This window comes from Paraburkholderia sp. BR10882, assembly GCF_040948855.1.
Classification (GTDB): Bacteria; Pseudomonadota; Gammaproteobacteria; order Burkholderiales; family Burkholderiaceae; genus Paraburkholderia; species Paraburkholderia nodosa_A.
Window position 1 is genome coordinate 116675 of sequence record NZ_JBFPKP010000012.1, and the last position, 13718, is coordinate 130392.

General features: G+C 66.9%; 14 protein-coding genes. 11 read left to right on the forward strand and 3 right to left on the reverse strand.

The genetic code is table 11. The annotated features are described in order from the left end of the window. Nucleotides 1–145 precede the first annotated feature (145 nt). Nucleotides 146–1297 (reverse strand): CaiB/BaiF CoA transferase family protein, encoded by a 1152-nt coding sequence (locus AB3X99_RS27155; RefSeq protein WP_368618655.1) that lies wholly within the window; start codon nt 1295–1297, stop codon nt 146–148. A 16-nt stretch (nt 1298–1313) separates the two neighbouring features. Then, a complete protein-coding gene (locus AB3X99_RS27160; protein ID WP_368618656.1) occupies nt 1314–2264 on the reverse strand; it encodes a hydroxymethylglutaryl-CoA lyase in 951 nt (316 codons plus the stop codon). Between the two features lie 127 nt (nt 2265–2391). Here AB3X99_RS27160 and AB3X99_RS27165 point away from each other — a divergent pair, with 127 nt between their 5' ends. Beyond that, on the forward strand, nt 2392–3321 hold the full coding sequence (locus AB3X99_RS27165) for a LysR family transcriptional regulator (protein WP_368618657.1): 930 nt from the start codon (nt 2392–2394) through the stop codon (nt 3319–3321). Between the two features lie 20 nt (nt 3322–3341). On the opposite strand, the gene AB3X99_RS27170 is transcribed toward AB3X99_RS27165, so the two are convergent. Beyond that, entirely contained in the window at nt 3342–4289 is a 948-nt protein-coding gene (locus AB3X99_RS27170; RefSeq protein ID WP_069263667.1) for a LysR substrate-binding domain-containing protein, read from the reverse strand. Nucleotides 4290–4469: 180 nt separating this feature from the next. Between AB3X99_RS27170 and AB3X99_RS27175 the strand changes: the two genes are divergently transcribed. The 10 genes from AB3X99_RS27175 to AB3X99_RS27220 all read left to right on the forward strand — a co-directional run bounded on the left by AB3X99_RS27175 (nt 4470) and on the right by AB3X99_RS27220 (nt 13676). Further along, nucleotides 4470–5537 (forward strand): ABC transporter substrate-binding protein, encoded by a 1068-nt coding sequence (locus AB3X99_RS27175; protein WP_368618658.1) that lies wholly within the window; start codon nt 4470–4472, stop codon nt 5535–5537. A gap of 49 nt (nt 5538–5586) precedes the next feature. After that, a complete protein-coding gene (locus AB3X99_RS27180; protein ID WP_368602571.1) occupies nt 5587–6657 on the forward strand; it encodes an ABC transporter ATP-binding protein in 1071 nt (356 codons plus the stop codon). Continuing rightward, nucleotides 6644–7516 (forward strand): ABC transporter permease, encoded by an 873-nt coding sequence (locus tag AB3X99_RS27185; RefSeq protein ID WP_368618659.1) that lies wholly within the window; start codon nt 6644–6646, stop codon nt 7514–7516. The genes AB3X99_RS27180 and AB3X99_RS27185 overlap by 14 nt, the downstream gene beginning before the upstream one ends. 12 nt (nt 7517–7528) lie before the next feature. Then, nucleotides 7529–8326 carry an ABC transporter permease gene (locus AB3X99_RS27190; RefSeq protein ID WP_342948888.1) on the forward strand — a complete coding sequence of 266 codons (798 nt, stop codon included), beginning with the start codon at nt 7529–7531 and terminating at the stop codon, nt 8324–8326. Further along, on the forward strand, nt 8323–9465 hold the full coding sequence (locus tag AB3X99_RS27195; protein WP_368618660.1) for an NAD(P)/FAD-dependent oxidoreductase: 1143 nt from the start codon (nt 8323–8325) through the stop codon (nt 9463–9465). The genes AB3X99_RS27190 and AB3X99_RS27195 overlap by 4 nt, the downstream gene beginning before the upstream one ends. Nucleotides 9466–9472: 7 nt before the next feature. Continuing rightward, entirely contained in the window at nt 9473–9847 is a 375-nt protein-coding gene (locus AB3X99_RS27200) for a (2Fe-2S)-binding protein (protein ID WP_368618661.1), read from the forward strand. Further along, nucleotides 9837–11267 carry an FAD-dependent oxidoreductase gene (locus tag AB3X99_RS27205; protein WP_368618662.1) on the forward strand — a complete coding sequence of 477 codons (1431 nt, stop codon included), beginning with the start codon at nt 9837–9839 and terminating at the stop codon, nt 11265–11267. The genes AB3X99_RS27200 and AB3X99_RS27205 overlap by 11 nt, the downstream gene beginning before the upstream one ends. Beyond that, complete coding sequence (locus AB3X99_RS27210) at nt 11260–12441, forward strand: NAD(P)/FAD-dependent oxidoreductase (RefSeq protein ID WP_368618663.1); 1182 nt, start codon at nt 11260–11262, stop codon at nt 12439–12441. The genes AB3X99_RS27205 and AB3X99_RS27210 overlap by 8 nt, the downstream gene beginning before the upstream one ends. A 55-nt stretch (nt 12442–12496) precedes the next feature. Next, nucleotides 12497–12850, forward strand: coding sequence for a RidA family protein (locus AB3X99_RS27215; RefSeq protein ID WP_069263647.1), 354 nt, complete (start codon nt 12497–12499; stop codon nt 12848–12850). A gap of 160 nt (nt 12851–13010) precedes the next feature. Continuing rightward, nucleotides 13011–13676 carry a DUF2278 family protein gene (locus AB3X99_RS27220; protein WP_069263645.1) on the forward strand — a complete coding sequence of 222 codons (666 nt, stop codon included), beginning with the start codon at nt 13011–13013 and terminating at the stop codon, nt 13674–13676. The last annotated feature ends 42 nt before the right edge of the window (nt 13677–13718 follow it).

The following is a 13718-nucleotide window of genomic DNA, read 5'->3' on the forward strand; positions in this document are numbered from 1 at the left end:
CGCCTCGCCGGGCGTCATTCTTGTGAAAGCCGGTCCGCGAGCGTGCGGCGCGTGCGAGCTTCTGCCGGCTCGTGGCACGCGCAACCGTATGGCAGACCGGCGGGGGAACTGCGAACCTACTACTTCTACTTCGTCTGCCGCTCGCTCAGGGCGCTGCGTGTGACTTCAGGCCCGCCAGCACCGCTTCGGTATGCTCGCCCACCTTTGCTAGCGGCTGACGCACGCCGGGACGGCGACCGCCCATCATGAGCGGCAGCAGTACGACTTCGGTCATGCCGCCGTCGTCGGTCTGCATCGGCACGAGTCCGCCGCTCGCCTTGAGGTGCGGGTCGTCGAGCAACTGGTCGGGGCGCACGATCGGCGCGTACGGAATGCCGGCCGCTTCGAGACGCGGCATGAGTTCGCCCACCTGCTGCGTGGCGAGCACGGCGCCGAGACGCTCGAGCAGTTCGGGCCGCACCGCCACGCGCAGCGCGTTGTTCGCGAAGTGCGGCTCGTCGGCGAGCTGCGGGCAGCCGATCACGTCGCACAGCGTCACGAACTGCTTGTCGCTCACCGCGCCGATGAAGAGCTGTTCGCCTTCGGCAAGCGTGAACACGTCGTACACGCTCCACGCCGACACGCGCGAAGGCATGGGCGGCGGCGCTTCGTGCGTCATGGCGTACTGCTGCATGTGCTGCGCGCTCAGGAACACGCAGTTCTCGAACAACGCGCTCTGCACCTCCTGGCCGCGCCCGGTCGCGTCGCGCTCGCGCAGCGCGGCCAGCACGCCGATCGCACCGAACATGCCACCCATGATGTCGTTCACCGATGTCCCCGCGCGCAGCGGCCGCCCCGCAGGCCCGGTCATGTACGAGAGGCCGCCCATCATCTGCACGACCTCGTCGAGCGCGAGACGCTTTTCATAGGGGCCCGGCAAAAAGCCCTTGTGCGAGACGTAAATGAGGCGCGGATACTGCTGCGAGAGCGTGGCGTAATCGAGCCCGAGCTTTTCCATGAGGCCGGGCCGGAAGTTTTCGAGCATCACGTCGCACTCGCCGATCAGCTCGACGGCTGCCGCACGGCCCGACTCGGTGTTGATGTCGAGCACCACGCTCTTCTTGTTGCGGTTGAACGAGCGGAAAAAGCCGATGCCGAGGCCCGGCAAATTGCGCGTCTTGTCGCCGCCGGGCGGTTCGATCTTGATGACTTCAGCGCCCAGGTCCGCGAGGATCATCCCGCAGGTTGGGCCCATGACCATGTGCGTGAATTCGACGACGCGCACGCCTTCGAGCGGCAAACGGTTTTGCGTATTCATAAGGATCTCAAACTAGTCAGACGTGCTGTGCAATTGCGCCAAAGGTCTTCGGCAGGCCGGCGCGCCAGAGCGTGCCGTGCAGCGTTTCGCCCGTCAGCCACTGGGCCACGCGCGTGCGCAGCGCCAGCAGCCGTTCGATGTCGATGCCGGTATCGATGCCCATGTCGGCGAGCATGAACGCGAGGTCTTCGCTCGATGCATTGCCGCTCGCGCCCGGCGCATGCGGACAGCCGCCGATGCCGCCGAGCGTGGCGTCGAAGCGCGTGACGCCCGCCTCCAGCGCCGCATAGACGTTGGCGAGCGCGAGGCCGCGCGTGTCGTGAAAATGCGCGCAGCACAGCCGCTCGCCCGCGATCTCGCGCGCGGCCTCGAAGAGTTCGCGCACGGCGGCGGGATTGGCGTAGCCCACGGTGTCGGCGAGGCTCACGCGGTCCGCGCCCGCGTCGAGCAGCGCCTGCATGCAGCGCAGCACCTCGGCGGGTTCGACGCGCCCTTGCAGCGTGCAGCCGAACGCCGTGCCGAGGCCGCCTTCGATCAGCGTCTTCGCGCCGCTCGCGTCGCGCGCGGCGCGGATGCGCGCCACTTCGGCCACGACTTCATCGGGCGTCTTGCGCAGGTTCGAGAGGCTATGCGCCACACTCGCGGAAAGGGGCACGAGCAGCAGGTCCGCTTGCGCGTCCAGCGCTCGCTCGGCGCCCTTCAGGTTCGGCACCAGCACCGAGACGAAGAGGTCCGGCAGCGTCTTTGCGTAAGCGACGAGTTCCGCCGTATCCGCGAGTTGCGGCAGGAGGCGCGCGGGCACGAACGAACCCACCTCGATCTCGCGCTGGCCGGCTTCGTGCGCGGCGCGGATCCATTCGATCTTGTGTTCGGTCGGCAGCACCGTCTGGATGCTCTGCAGGCCGTCGCGCAGGCCGACTTCGCGTATGACGGCGCGCGTCCGGGCCCACTGAGGTAATGGGGGCATGAGGGTGTCTCCGTTGTTGTCTCCAGCGATGTGCTAACTTTAGGCATTCCGCAAAATACATAAAGCGGTATTTTGGAAGCTTTAGGATTCCAATCTGGAAACATACAGAACGCAGTCAGGAGACACCGTGCACGACATCGACCTCAAGACCCTTCGCCTTCTCGTGAGCGTGTGCGAGTACGGCAACATGGGGCGCGCGGCGCGCGAGGAACACATCGAGCCCTCGGCCATCAGCAAGCGCATCGCCCAGCTCGAAAGCGAATTCGGCGTGCCGCTGCTCACACGCTCGCGCCGCGGCGTGCAACCCACAGCGGCAGGCGTCGCTCTGCTCGAACACGCGCGCAGCGTGATCTTCACGCTCGAGCGCGCGGCCAGCGACGTCGCCGCGCTCGGCAGCGGCCTCTCGGGCAGCGTGAGCGTGTGCGCCTCGGCCTCCGCGATCGCCGAGGCCCTGCTCGACGATCTCGCGTCGTTCATGCGCTTGCCTGCCTACAAGAACATTCGCGTGAACGTGGAAGAGCGTACCTCGCACGAACTCGTGGAACGTGTGCGCGACGGCGCGGCCTCGCTAGGCGTGTGCTGGGACAACGTTGATCTCGGGGGGCTGCAATCGCGCCCCTGGCGCGAAGACCGGCTGGTGCTCGCCGTGCATCCCGAGCACCCGCTCGCGAAACGCCGTACGATTGCCTTCGAGGAAACACTCGATTACGAGCACGTGGGCCTGCCGACCTCCACGGCCGTGCATACGATGCTGCGGCAGTCGGCGGCGCGCGGCGGGCGCACGGTCGCCTATCGCGCGGTGGTCTCGACGCTCGACGCTGCGTTTCGCGTGGTGGCCGCCAATCTCGGCATCAGCGTCGTGCCCCAGGAGGTGAGCAACACCTACCGGCGCATCATGGACGTGCACACCATTCCCCTCACCGACGCCTGGGCGCGGCGGCGTTTCATCGTCTGCTTTCGTGCGTTCGACACGCTTCAGCCCGCGGCGCAGCGCATGGTCGAACATCTCGTGGAACGCGCGGCGCAGAAGAAGCGCGGCGCGAAGAGCAACGCCTGAGCGCGCGCCTCAAGCCGCCGTCAAGCCGCCGCTTTCTTCGCGCGTTTGCGCGCGGGCTCGCGATCGGCGGTTTTCATCTGCGCAATCAAACCGTCGTGGTGCTCGCGAAGCACCTCGACGAATTCGGCCACGAGACGCTCGCGCGGCCGATTCGGCGGAAACAGCAGGTATGTGGGGAACAGCACCGCCGGCGAGAACGGCCGGATCGCGATGTCCGGCCCCGCGAAATCGCGCGCGACGATGGGATGCGCGAGCGTCACGCCCATGCCGCAGCGGACCATCTCGCAGCAGATCGCCGTGTACTGGGCCTCGATGGCGAGCACGCGCTCTACGCCCGCACGCTGGAACACTTCGTCCATTTGCGTACGCGTGCCGTCGCCGTGGCACAGCGAGATGAACGATTCACCTTCCAGGTCGGCAGGCCGGATCGTGGCCTTTTTCGCGAGCGCATGCGTGGCAGGCATCACGCAGACGGCCGCAACCTTCGAAAGCAGTTCGACCTCGCAGTTCGACGCTTCGCTGATGTACACCGCCACACCCAGATCGCAGAACTGCGAGCCGGTCCAGTGGTTCACCGTGCCCGACGTATTCACGTGCAGCGAGACCGTCACGCCCGGAAAGAGGCGGCGAAACTTGTCGATGGCGTGTGGCACGAGCGTGAGCCCTGCGGAAGGCATGGCGGCAATGCGCAAACGCCCGCTGCCGAGATTGCGGATTTGCGCGGCGGCGTTACTGAGTCCCTGCAGGCCCACGTACGCGCGCTCGACTTCGCGAAAAAACGCATTGCCCTCGCTCGTGGGAATCAGGCGGATGCCCACGCGCTGAAACAGCGTAAGCCCGGTCTCGCGCTCCAGTTGCCCGATCAGGCGGCTCACGTTGGGCTGGGAGGTGTAGAGCGCCTTCGCGGCGGCCGTCATCGAGCCTGACACCATCACCGCGCGAAACGCCTCGACGTGCTTCAGATTCAAGGTGATCTCTCCTGGGCTTAACCCTGATTCGTGCGCCAGGGCCTAACCCTGGTCCATATCATTCCCGTATAGGTTGGCATTTTATTCGTATTGGACGATATGGCCAGCCCGGCACAGACTGCGATGCATCGGCGCACTGTCCGGTTCGCCGCTCCCCACATTCGAATGGAGATCGTCGTCATGAGAGCCGCGATGCGCCGTCGTTCAACCTTCCCTCCCAAAGCCGCATTCGTCGCACTTGCCGTCGCCGGCACGCTCGCCGCGGCCTCGCTCGCCCAGGCCGAAACCACGCTGTATGTCGCCAACGTCGGCGGCTCCAACGAGCAGCTCTATCGTCAGAAGATCATCCCGGCGTTCGAAAAGGCGCATGACGTCAAGATCGTGTACGTAGCGGGCAATTCGAGCGACACGCTCGCCAAGCTCCAGGCGCAAAAGGGCCACGAGCAGATCAACGTCGCCGTGATGGACGACGGCCCGATGTATCAGGCGATGCAACTCGGCCTGTGCGGCAAGCTCGACGACGCCCCGGTCATGAAGGACCTCTATCCGCTCGCGCACATCGGCCCGACCGCCGTGGGCGTGGGCATGGTGGCGACCGGCATCGGCTATAACGAACAGGCGTTCAAAAAGCTCGGCCTGCCCGCGCCCGATTCGTGGAAGTCGCTCGAAGACGCGCGCGTGAAGGGCAAGCTCGGCGTGCCGCCCATCACCAACACTTACGGCCTGCATACGCTCGTGATGCTCGCGCGCCTGAACGGCGGCGGCGAGAAGGACATCGACCCCGGCTTCAAGGCCATGACGAAGCAGGTCGCGCCCAACGTGCTTTCGTGGGCACCCACGCCCGGCGAAATGGACGGCCTCATGCAGTCCGGCGACGTGATCATCGCGCCTTACGGCAGCGGCCGCGCGGTGGCACTGCAAAACACCGGCTTCCCGCTCAAGTTCACCTACCCGAAGGAAGGCGGCGTGGCGCTGCAGGTGGCCGCGTGCTCCATTGCCCAGAACGCCCAGCCGCAGCTCTCGCAGCAGTTCATCCAGTTCCTGTTGAGCCCCGAGGTGCAGGCGCAGCAGGCGGCGGACATCGGCCTCGGCCCCGTCAACAAGAACGTCAAGCTCACGCCTGAAGTGGCCGCGCGCGTGCCTTACGGTCCTGACCAGATCGCGAAGCTCACGGCGATGGACTGGACCACCATCAACGAGCATCGCACCGAGTGGACCGAGCGCTGGAACCGTTCGGTCGAGCGCTGATGCGCGCGCTCTCCGCCCCGCACCCAACGCACAGCGAGGACCGACGCTCATGAGCTTCCTCACCCTGCAAGGCATCTCGAAGCGCTACGGCGACTTCACGGCGATCGAGCAGCTCGACCTCTCGGTCGAGCGCGGCGAGTTTCTTTCGCTGCTCGGTCCCTCGGGTTGCGGCAAGACGACCACGCTGCAGATGATCGCGGGCTTCGTTACGCCGAGCACCGGCCGCATCATGCTGGACGGCCGCGACATCACAAACGAACGGCCGGAGAAGCGCGGCATCGGCGTGGTGTTCCAAAGCTATGCGCTCTTTCCGCACATGACCGTGGCCGGCAACGTGGGCTTCGGTCTCGAGATGCAGAAGATGAAGCGTGCGCAACGCGCGGAGCGCATTGCCGAGGCGCTCGAACTCGTGCGTCTGCGCGGGCTCGACGCGCGCTACCCGAAGGAGCTGTCGGGCGGCCAGCGCCAGCGCGTGGCGATCGCCCGCGCCCTTGCGATGCAGCCCGAACTCTTGCTGCTCGACGAGCCGATGTCGAACCTCGACGCCAAGCTACGCGAAGAGATGCATATCGAGCTGCGCGCGATCCAGAAACGCCTTGGCATCACGACCCTGCTCGTCACGCACGACCAGGTGGAAGCGATGACGATGAGCGACCGTATCGCCGTCATGCACCGCGGCACCATCGCGCAGTTGAGCACGCCGTTCGACGCTTACGAGCGCCCGGCCACACCCTTCGCTTCCACCTTCCTTGGCCGCACCAACACGCTCGCTGGCGAAGTGCTGCGCCGCAATCCGCGCTGCGCCGAGGTCGAGGTCGGCGGAACGATGTTGCACGTGCCCCATGAAGGCCGCGAGGTGGCGGGCGCCGTGAACGTGTACATCCGCCCCGAAAAAGTGCATCTGGCCAACGGCGACGCGCGCCTCAGAGGGCGTGTGACGACGCGCGTGTTCGTCGGCAATCAATGGCTGCTCGCGGTGGAAACCTCACTCGGCAAGCTCCACGTCGCACAGCCCAACCACGGCGCACCGCCGCCCGAGGAAGGCCACGAAGTGGGACTCGCCTGGACCGACGACGATCTGCGCGTGCTCACGCGGGAGGGCACCCATGGCAACGCTTGACGACTCGCGCGCGGGCGCCGCGCCGTGGCTGCTCTCCGCCCCTGCGCTGCTGCTTTTTCTCGCGCTGCTGCTGGTGCCGCTCCTGCTCACCTTCGTGCTCTCGTTTCATGTTTTCAGCGACATCGCGGGTGTGCAACGCGGCTGGACCGTCACCAATTACCTGGAGATCCTGAGCGATCCCTACTACGGCGAAATCTTTCTGCGCACTGCCGGACTCGCATTCGCCGTCACGCTGCTTTCCGTCGTGCTGGGCGTGCCCGAAACGCTGGTGCTCGCGCGCATGCGCAGACCCTGGCAGTCGGTTTGCCTGCTGATCGTACTCGGGCCGCTGCTGATCTCGGTGGTGGTGCGAACGCTCGGCTGGCAAATCCTGCTGGGCAATAACGGCGTGCTCAACAACGCGCTGCAGGCACTCCACATCACTGACGAGCCCATTCGCCTCGTCTTTACCATGACGGGCACCATCATCGCGCTCACACACGTGCTCGTGCCGTTCATGGTGATGTCGGTCTGGGCGACGCTGCAAAAGCTCGATCCGCAGGTGGAATGGGCCGGGCGCTCGCTCGGCGCCTCGCCACTGCGCGTGTTCCGCCGCGTGATCCTGCCGCAGATCATGCCGGGCGTGCTCTCGGGTTCGATCATCGTGTTCGCGCTTTCGGCCTCCGCATTCGCCACGCCCGCGCTGATCGGCGGACGACGTCTGAAGGTCGTCGCCACGGCCGCCTACGACGAGTTCCTCGGCACCCTGAACTGGCCGTTGGGCGCGAGCATTGCCGTGCTGCTGCTGATCGCCAACGTGGCGATCGTGATGGGCTGCAGCCGTCTCGCCGAACGCCGTTTCAAGCACATCTTCGACTGAAGGGGCTCCGCAATGAAACGCAACGGATTCCTTGGGCTCGCATTCAACGCGCTCTTTCTCGCCTTCATGCTCGCGCCGATCGTCGTGGTGCTGCTCGTGGCCTTCACGGACAAGGGCTATATCTCCATGCCGTTTGACGGCGCCTCGCTGCGCTGGTTTCGCGCGATCTGGCTGAACGGCGACATCGTCTCGGCTTTCTGGCTCTCGGTGCGCCTCGCGTTCGCCGCGGCCACCATCGGCGTGGCGCTCGCGGTGCCTGCCGCACTCGCCATCGCGCGCTACCGTTTTCCGGGCCGCGGCGCGCTGGTGAGTTTTTTCCTCTCGCCGATGATGATTCCTGCCGTGGTGCTCGGCATCGCATTCCTGCGCTTTCTCTCGCTGCTGAACCTGAACGGCTCGTTCTGGGCGCTCGTCGCCGCCCACGTGGTGATCGTGCTGCCGTATGCGCTGCGTCTCGCGCTTTCTTCGGCGGTCGGCCTCGACCGCGACGCCGAGCGCGCGGCGCTTTCCTGCGGTGCGAGCCGCTTCACGGCATTCCGCCGCGTAGTACTGCCGATGATCCGCACGGGCGTGGCGGGCGGCTGGGTGCTGTCGTTCATCCAGAGCTTCGACGAGCTCACCATGACCATTTTCGTCGCGACGCCAGGCACCACCACGCTGCCCGTCGCCATGTACAACCAGATCGCGCAGACGATCGATCCGCTCGTCACCTCGGTGTCGGCGGTGCTGATCGTCGGCACGATCCTGCTGATGCTGCTGCTCGATCGCATGGTCGGGCTGGACCGCATCCTGATCGGAGAAGCCCGATGACACAAAACTCCACCGCGAGCCCCGACGTGCTCGTGATCGGCGGCGGCCTCGTCGGCTCCGCCGTGGCCTACGGGCTCGCCCGCGAAGGCGCACGCGTGACGGTGCTCGACGAGGACGACGGCGGCTTTCGCGCCTCGCGCGGCAACTTCGGCCTCGTCTGGATTCAGGGCAAGGGTTACGGCCTTTCGCCCTACGCGCGCTGGTCGCGCAGCTCGGCGCAGCGCTGGCCGCTGCTCGCGCAAAGCCTCGCCGACGAGGCGCGCGTGGACGTCGCGCTGCGTCAGCCTGGCGGTTTTCATATCTGCTTCTCGGACGAAGAACTCGCCGAGCGCCACAAACGGCTGTCCACCCTGCAGGCCGAGATCGGCGGTTATCCGTTCGAACTGCTAAATCATTCCGAACTGCGCGAGCGGCTGCCCGGCATCGGGCCCGCGGTCGTTGGCGCGAGCTATACGCCGATGGACGGCCACGTCAACCCGCTCAAACTGCTGCGCGCGCTGCACGTCGCCATGCAGCGGCGCGGCGTACGGCTCGTCTCGGGCGAGCGCGCCGAGCGTATTGCCGCCGGGCCGGGCGGGTTCAGCGTGCAAGGGCGGCGCGGCGTGTATCACGCTGCACGCGTCGTGCTCGCGGCCGGCCTCGGCAACCGTGCGCTCGCCCCGCACGTGGGCCTCAATGCCCCCGTTGCGCCCAATCGCGGCCAGGTACTCGTGAGCGAGCGCGTCGAGCCGTTTCTGCGCTATCCGACCATCAATGTGCGGCAGACCGACGAAGGCACGGTGCAGTTCGGCGACTCGATGGAAGAAGCCGGCTTCAACGACTTCACCACCACGCCGATCCTGCGCCAGATCGCGGCGCGCGGCGTGCGCGCGTTTCCCATGCTCGCCCATGTGCGGCTCGTACGCATGTGGGCCGCGCTGCGCGTGTACAGCCCCGATGGCTTTCCGATCTACGACCAGTCCGAGGCGCATCCGGGTGCCTTCGTCGTCACCTGCCATAGCGGCGTGACGCTCGCCGCGGCCCACGCGCTGCGCATCGCGCCGTGGATCACGGGCGGCCCGATGCCCGCCGAACTGCCCGCTTTCTCCGCGCGCCGCTTCGCGACCGACGCGGCTGCCGAACCGATCCTCGCTCACTAATCCCGCCATGACAGCCCAATCTCCCCAGGCGCCCGCGCCGCTGTTCAAGACACTCTCCGACGCCGAAACGCGCGTCGATATCTGGTTCAACGGCCAGCCGCTGTCCGTGCCCGCCGACCGCTCCGTCGCTGCCGCGCTGCTCGCCGCGGGCGTATCGCGCTTTCGCGCGACGCCCGTTTCGGCTGCGCCGCGCGCGCCGTTCTGCATGATGGGCGCGTGTTTCGAATGCCTCGTGGAGATCGACGGCGTGCCGAGCCGCCAGAGCTGCATGGTGCCGGTGCGCGCGGGCATGCAGATCCGCTCGCAGGAAGGCGCGCGGGACCTGCCGCCCGAACCCGGCGCAAATGCCGACACGCTCGAGGAGAACGCTCATGCCCGGTGATTATCAAGGCGATGCCAAGACTGTTTTCAATGCGCAAGCCGTCGACGTCGTCGTGATCGGCGCCGGTCCCGCCGGGATGAGTGCGGCCACCCGTTCGGCGCACGCCGGACTCTCAGTGGTCCTGATCGATGAGCAGGACGCCGTGGGCGGCCAGATCTATCGCGCGATAGGCCGCGCCGACGCGCGCCGCAAGGAGATACTGGGCCCCGACTACGCGGCGGGCGATGCCATCGTCCAGGCGTTCGCGCGCTCCGGCGCGCAGCATGTCGCCCGTGCCTCCGTCTGGCAGGTCACGCGCGAACATGCCGTTCACTACCTCAAGGACGGCAAGGTCGGTAGCTTCCAGGCAAAGCGTGTGATTCTCGCGAGCGGCGCGCTGGAGCGGCCGTTTCCCATTCCGGGCTGGACCCTGCCCGGCGTGCTCACGGCGGGCGCCGCGCAGATCCTGCTCAAGAGCGCGGGCGAAGTGCCCGCCTCGCCGCCCGTGCTCGCGGGCTGCGGGCCGCTGCTCTACCTGCTCGGCTGGCAATACGTCCAGGCAGGCGTGCCGATTCGCGCGCTCGTCGACACCACGCGCCACGAAGACCGCTGGCGCGCGAAACGCCACCTGCTTGCCGCGCTGCGCTCTTGGCCGTTCCTGAGCAAAGGCCTGCATCTGATCCGCACGCTGCGCGAGGCCAAGGTTCCCATTTTCGAGGCCGCCGACGACCTCGCCGTGGAAGGCCGCCAGGGCAGCGACGGCGTGCAGCGCGCCGCTGCACTCACGTTCACGTCGCAAGGCCGCGCGCACCGGGTCGAGGCCGATGTGATCCTGCTGCACCAGGGCGTGGTGCCCAACACGCAGTTCACGCAGGCGCTGCGCGCTACGCATCGCTGGGACAGCGGGCAGCTTTGCTTCACACCGCAAACGGATGCATGGGGCGAACTCGATGTGCCCGGCATCTTCGTGGCCGGCGACGGCGCGGGCATCGGCGGAGCCCAGGCCGCGGCGCAGCAGGGCATGCTTGCGGCGCTCGCCGCCGCCGCACAGCTAGGCTCGATCCATTCAGCCACGCGCGATCGCGAGGCGGCCCCCCATCGCGCGGAACTCGAGCGCGTGATGCGCATCCGCCCGTTCCTCGACAGCCTCTACCGCCCGCGTGACGCAAACCGCATCCCCGCCGACAGCACCATCGTCTGCCGCTGCGAAGAAGTGACGGCGGGCGAGTTGCGCGGCTTCGTCGGCCTCGGCTGCCTCGGCCCGAACCAGGCGAAGTCGTTCGGCCGCTGCGGCATGGGTCCGTGCCAGGGCCGCATGTGCGGCCTTACCGTGACCGAAGTGATCGCCGAGGCGCGCAAGGTGCCGCCAGCCGAGGTGGGCTACTACCGCATCCGCCCGCCGATCAAGCCGCTCACGCTCGGAGAACTCGCCGGTGAATGACGCCCGTACTCCCCCTGCGAGCGCCGTGCAGGAAGCGGATGTGCTCGTGATCGGCGGCGGCCTGCACGGTTCGAGCAGCGCCTTTCACATGGCGCGGCGCGGCGCGAGCGTGATCGTTCTCGAAGCCGACTACGTGGGCCGACATTCGTCGGGCGTGAACGCGGGCGGTGTGCGCACGCTCGGCCGCCCGCTCGCCGAGATTCCGCTTGCGCTCATGTCGCGCGAAATCTGGCACGCGCTGCCCGACAGCGTCGGCGACAACGGCGGTTTCGTTCCTTCCGGACAACTGAAGATTGCCGAGACCGAAGCCGAACTGGAAGAGTGCCGCGAGCGCGTCGCGCTGCTCGAATCGCACGGTTTCACGCACGAAAAGCTGATCGACCGCGAAACGGTGCTCGAACTCGAACCGGCACTGGCGAAGCACGTGACGGGCGGCATCTGGGTCGAACGCGACGGCTATGCGCTGCCCTTTCGCACCACCACGGCGTTTCGCCTCGCCGCGCAAAAGCACAGCGCGCGCTTCTACGAAGGCACGGCGGTCACGCACATCGAGCCGCGCGGCGAGCGCTGGATCGCGCAAACCCCGCGCGGCGCCTTTGCCGCGCGCAAGCTGCTCGTCACGGCGGGCGCGTGGTCGGGCGAACTGGCGCGCCAGGCCGGCGAGCCTGTGCCCGTTTATCCCGAGGGTCTGATGCTGATGGTTACGCACCGCGTGGCGCCCTTCTGCCGCGCGACGCTCGGCGCAACCGGACGGCCGCTTTCGTTCAAGCAGTTCGACAACGGCACTGTGGTGATCGGCGGCAAGCTGATCGGCATCGCAGATCTGCCGGGGCGGCACGGCGAAGTCGATTTCATGCGGCTCGTGAAAAGCGCACAGACCGTCGTCGAGCTGTTTCCGCATCTGCGCCATCTGGGCGTGAACCGGGCATGGGCCGGTGTGGAAGCGTTCACGGCCGACTCGCTGCCGATCATTTCGGCGAGCCGGCGTGCCGCGAATCTGTACTACTCGTTCGGCTATTGCGGCAGCGGCTTTCAACTCGGGCCCGCGTGCGGGAAGCTCGTTTCCGAACTCGTGCTCGACGGCACGCCTTCGCTCTCGCTCGATGCGTTCGCGATCGACCGCTTCGAGCGCCCCGCGGTGCAGGCGCCGCTAGCCGGCGTCGCCGCGCACTGACGCCTTCGATTCCCTCACCCTGTCTCGCCATTACGGCGAAGGAGCTTGCAGACACATGAACGATATTGTTCGTATCGAAACCAATCAGCGCATGAGCCGAGTCGTGAAAGCCGCCGGGCTCGTGTTCGTGGGCGGCCAGACGTCGGCCGATCCGTCGCCCGACGTGAAGGTCCAGACCGCTGCCGTGCTCGCGAAAATCGATGGCTTTCTCGCCAAGGCCGGCATCGACAAGACGCGGCTCGTCTCCGCGCAGGTCTGGCTTGCGGATATCGCGCGCGACTTCGCCGGCATGAACGAGGTGTGGGACGCGTGGGTGCCCGAAGGTTGCGCGCCCACACGCGCGACAGTGCAGGCGCAACTGGCTTCGCCGCAACTGCTCGTGGAGATCGCGGTCGTGGCGCTGGCCTAAGCGCCGTGTGAAGCTGCCGGCGCCGCCGTGAAAGCGCGTCGACAGCCGCAGTCGAGCAACCGTAAAGCGACGGGGGCACGGCATCGCGCGCACGCTGTAAGCGCAAGTTCACGTTCGCGCGGCACAATGGCGAACCCACCCGAACTTAGAGGAGCGCGCGATGGCCCTTCCTTACGGCTACGTCAAGGCGAAAATTGTTTCCGCGCCGCAGTTGAAGGCCACGCGGCGGCCACACGAAGTCCAGTATCACCTGCACTTCGGTGTGACGGTCAACGGCACGCGCTGGGACATCGCTGTGAACGTCGGCACCACGGACGCGGATGACCTGCTCAAGTACAAGCTCGTGTTCGACTTCAACCACAACGTGCTGACCACGCTGGAGGGCGCGGCCGAAGGCTCGACCGATCTCACGGGCACCGAAGCGCTGCCGGCCATCGACTTTGAGCGCAGCGACTTTCTCGCCAATACGGGCGCGTGGCGCAACAGCGACGTGATGGACGGCTCCGACCAGGTGGAGCCCGTCGCCTCGCTGCAACGCCTGCTGTTGCGCGCGCAACAATCGTCGCTCGACGTCTACGTGTTCGGCCGCTTCTACAGCGAAGGCGACGGCATCCACGACGTCCACATGAACCAGGGTTCGAAGGGCGAGTTCATCCACAAGGCAGGCAACGACGCGAACGACCACAACGACATCTGGCAGGACGGCGCGCTGCTCGTGGACCTGGGCGACCCCGAATGGGCCTTGTATGTGGCGGCGTTCGATCAGCAATACGTGCCCACCGACAATCTCGGCAACCCCACGCCAGATTCGCAGCCGATTTCGTAAAACGGCAAGCGGGCGCATGCCGGAATCCCGCCATGCGCCCGC

What these genes read in the sequence shown, in the direction of transcription:
- AB3X99_RS27155 (WP_368618655.1), bottom strand. Translation starts at nt 1,297, where the DNA reads ATGAATACGCAAAACCGTTTGCCGCTCGAAGGCGTGCGCGTCGTCGAA.
- AB3X99_RS27160 (WP_368618656.1), bottom strand. Translation starts at nt 2,264, where the DNA reads ATGCCCCCATTACCTCAGTGGGCCCGGACGCGCGCCGTCATACGCGAA.
- AB3X99_RS27175 (WP_368618658.1), top strand. Translation starts at nt 4,470, where the DNA reads ATGAGAGCCGCGATGCGCCGTCGTTCAACCTTCCCTCCCAAAGCCGCA.
- AB3X99_RS27180 (WP_368602571.1), top strand. Translation starts at nt 5,587, where the DNA reads ATGAGCTTCCTCACCCTGCAAGGCATCTCGAAGCGCTACGGCGACTTC.
- AB3X99_RS27185 (WP_368618659.1), top strand. Translation starts at nt 6,644, where the DNA reads ATGGCAACGCTTGACGACTCGCGCGCGGGCGCCGCGCCGTGGCTGCTC.
- AB3X99_RS27190 (WP_342948888.1), top strand. Translation starts at nt 7,529, where the DNA reads ATGAAACGCAACGGATTCCTTGGGCTCGCATTCAACGCGCTCTTTCTC.
- AB3X99_RS27195 (WP_368618660.1), top strand. Translation starts at nt 8,323, where the DNA reads ATGACACAAAACTCCACCGCGAGCCCCGACGTGCTCGTGATCGGCGGC.
- AB3X99_RS27200 (WP_368618661.1), top strand. Translation starts at nt 9,473, where the DNA reads ATGACAGCCCAATCTCCCCAGGCGCCCGCGCCGCTGTTCAAGACACTC.
- AB3X99_RS27205 (WP_368618662.1), top strand. Translation starts at nt 9,837, where the DNA reads ATGCCCGGTGATTATCAAGGCGATGCCAAGACTGTTTTCAATGCGCAA.
- AB3X99_RS27215 (WP_069263647.1), top strand. Translation starts at nt 12,497, where the DNA reads ATGAACGATATTGTTCGTATCGAAACCAATCAGCGCATGAGCCGAGTC.
- AB3X99_RS27220 (WP_069263645.1), top strand. Translation starts at nt 13,011, where the DNA reads ATGGCCCTTCCTTACGGCTACGTCAAGGCGAAAATTGTTTCCGCGCCG.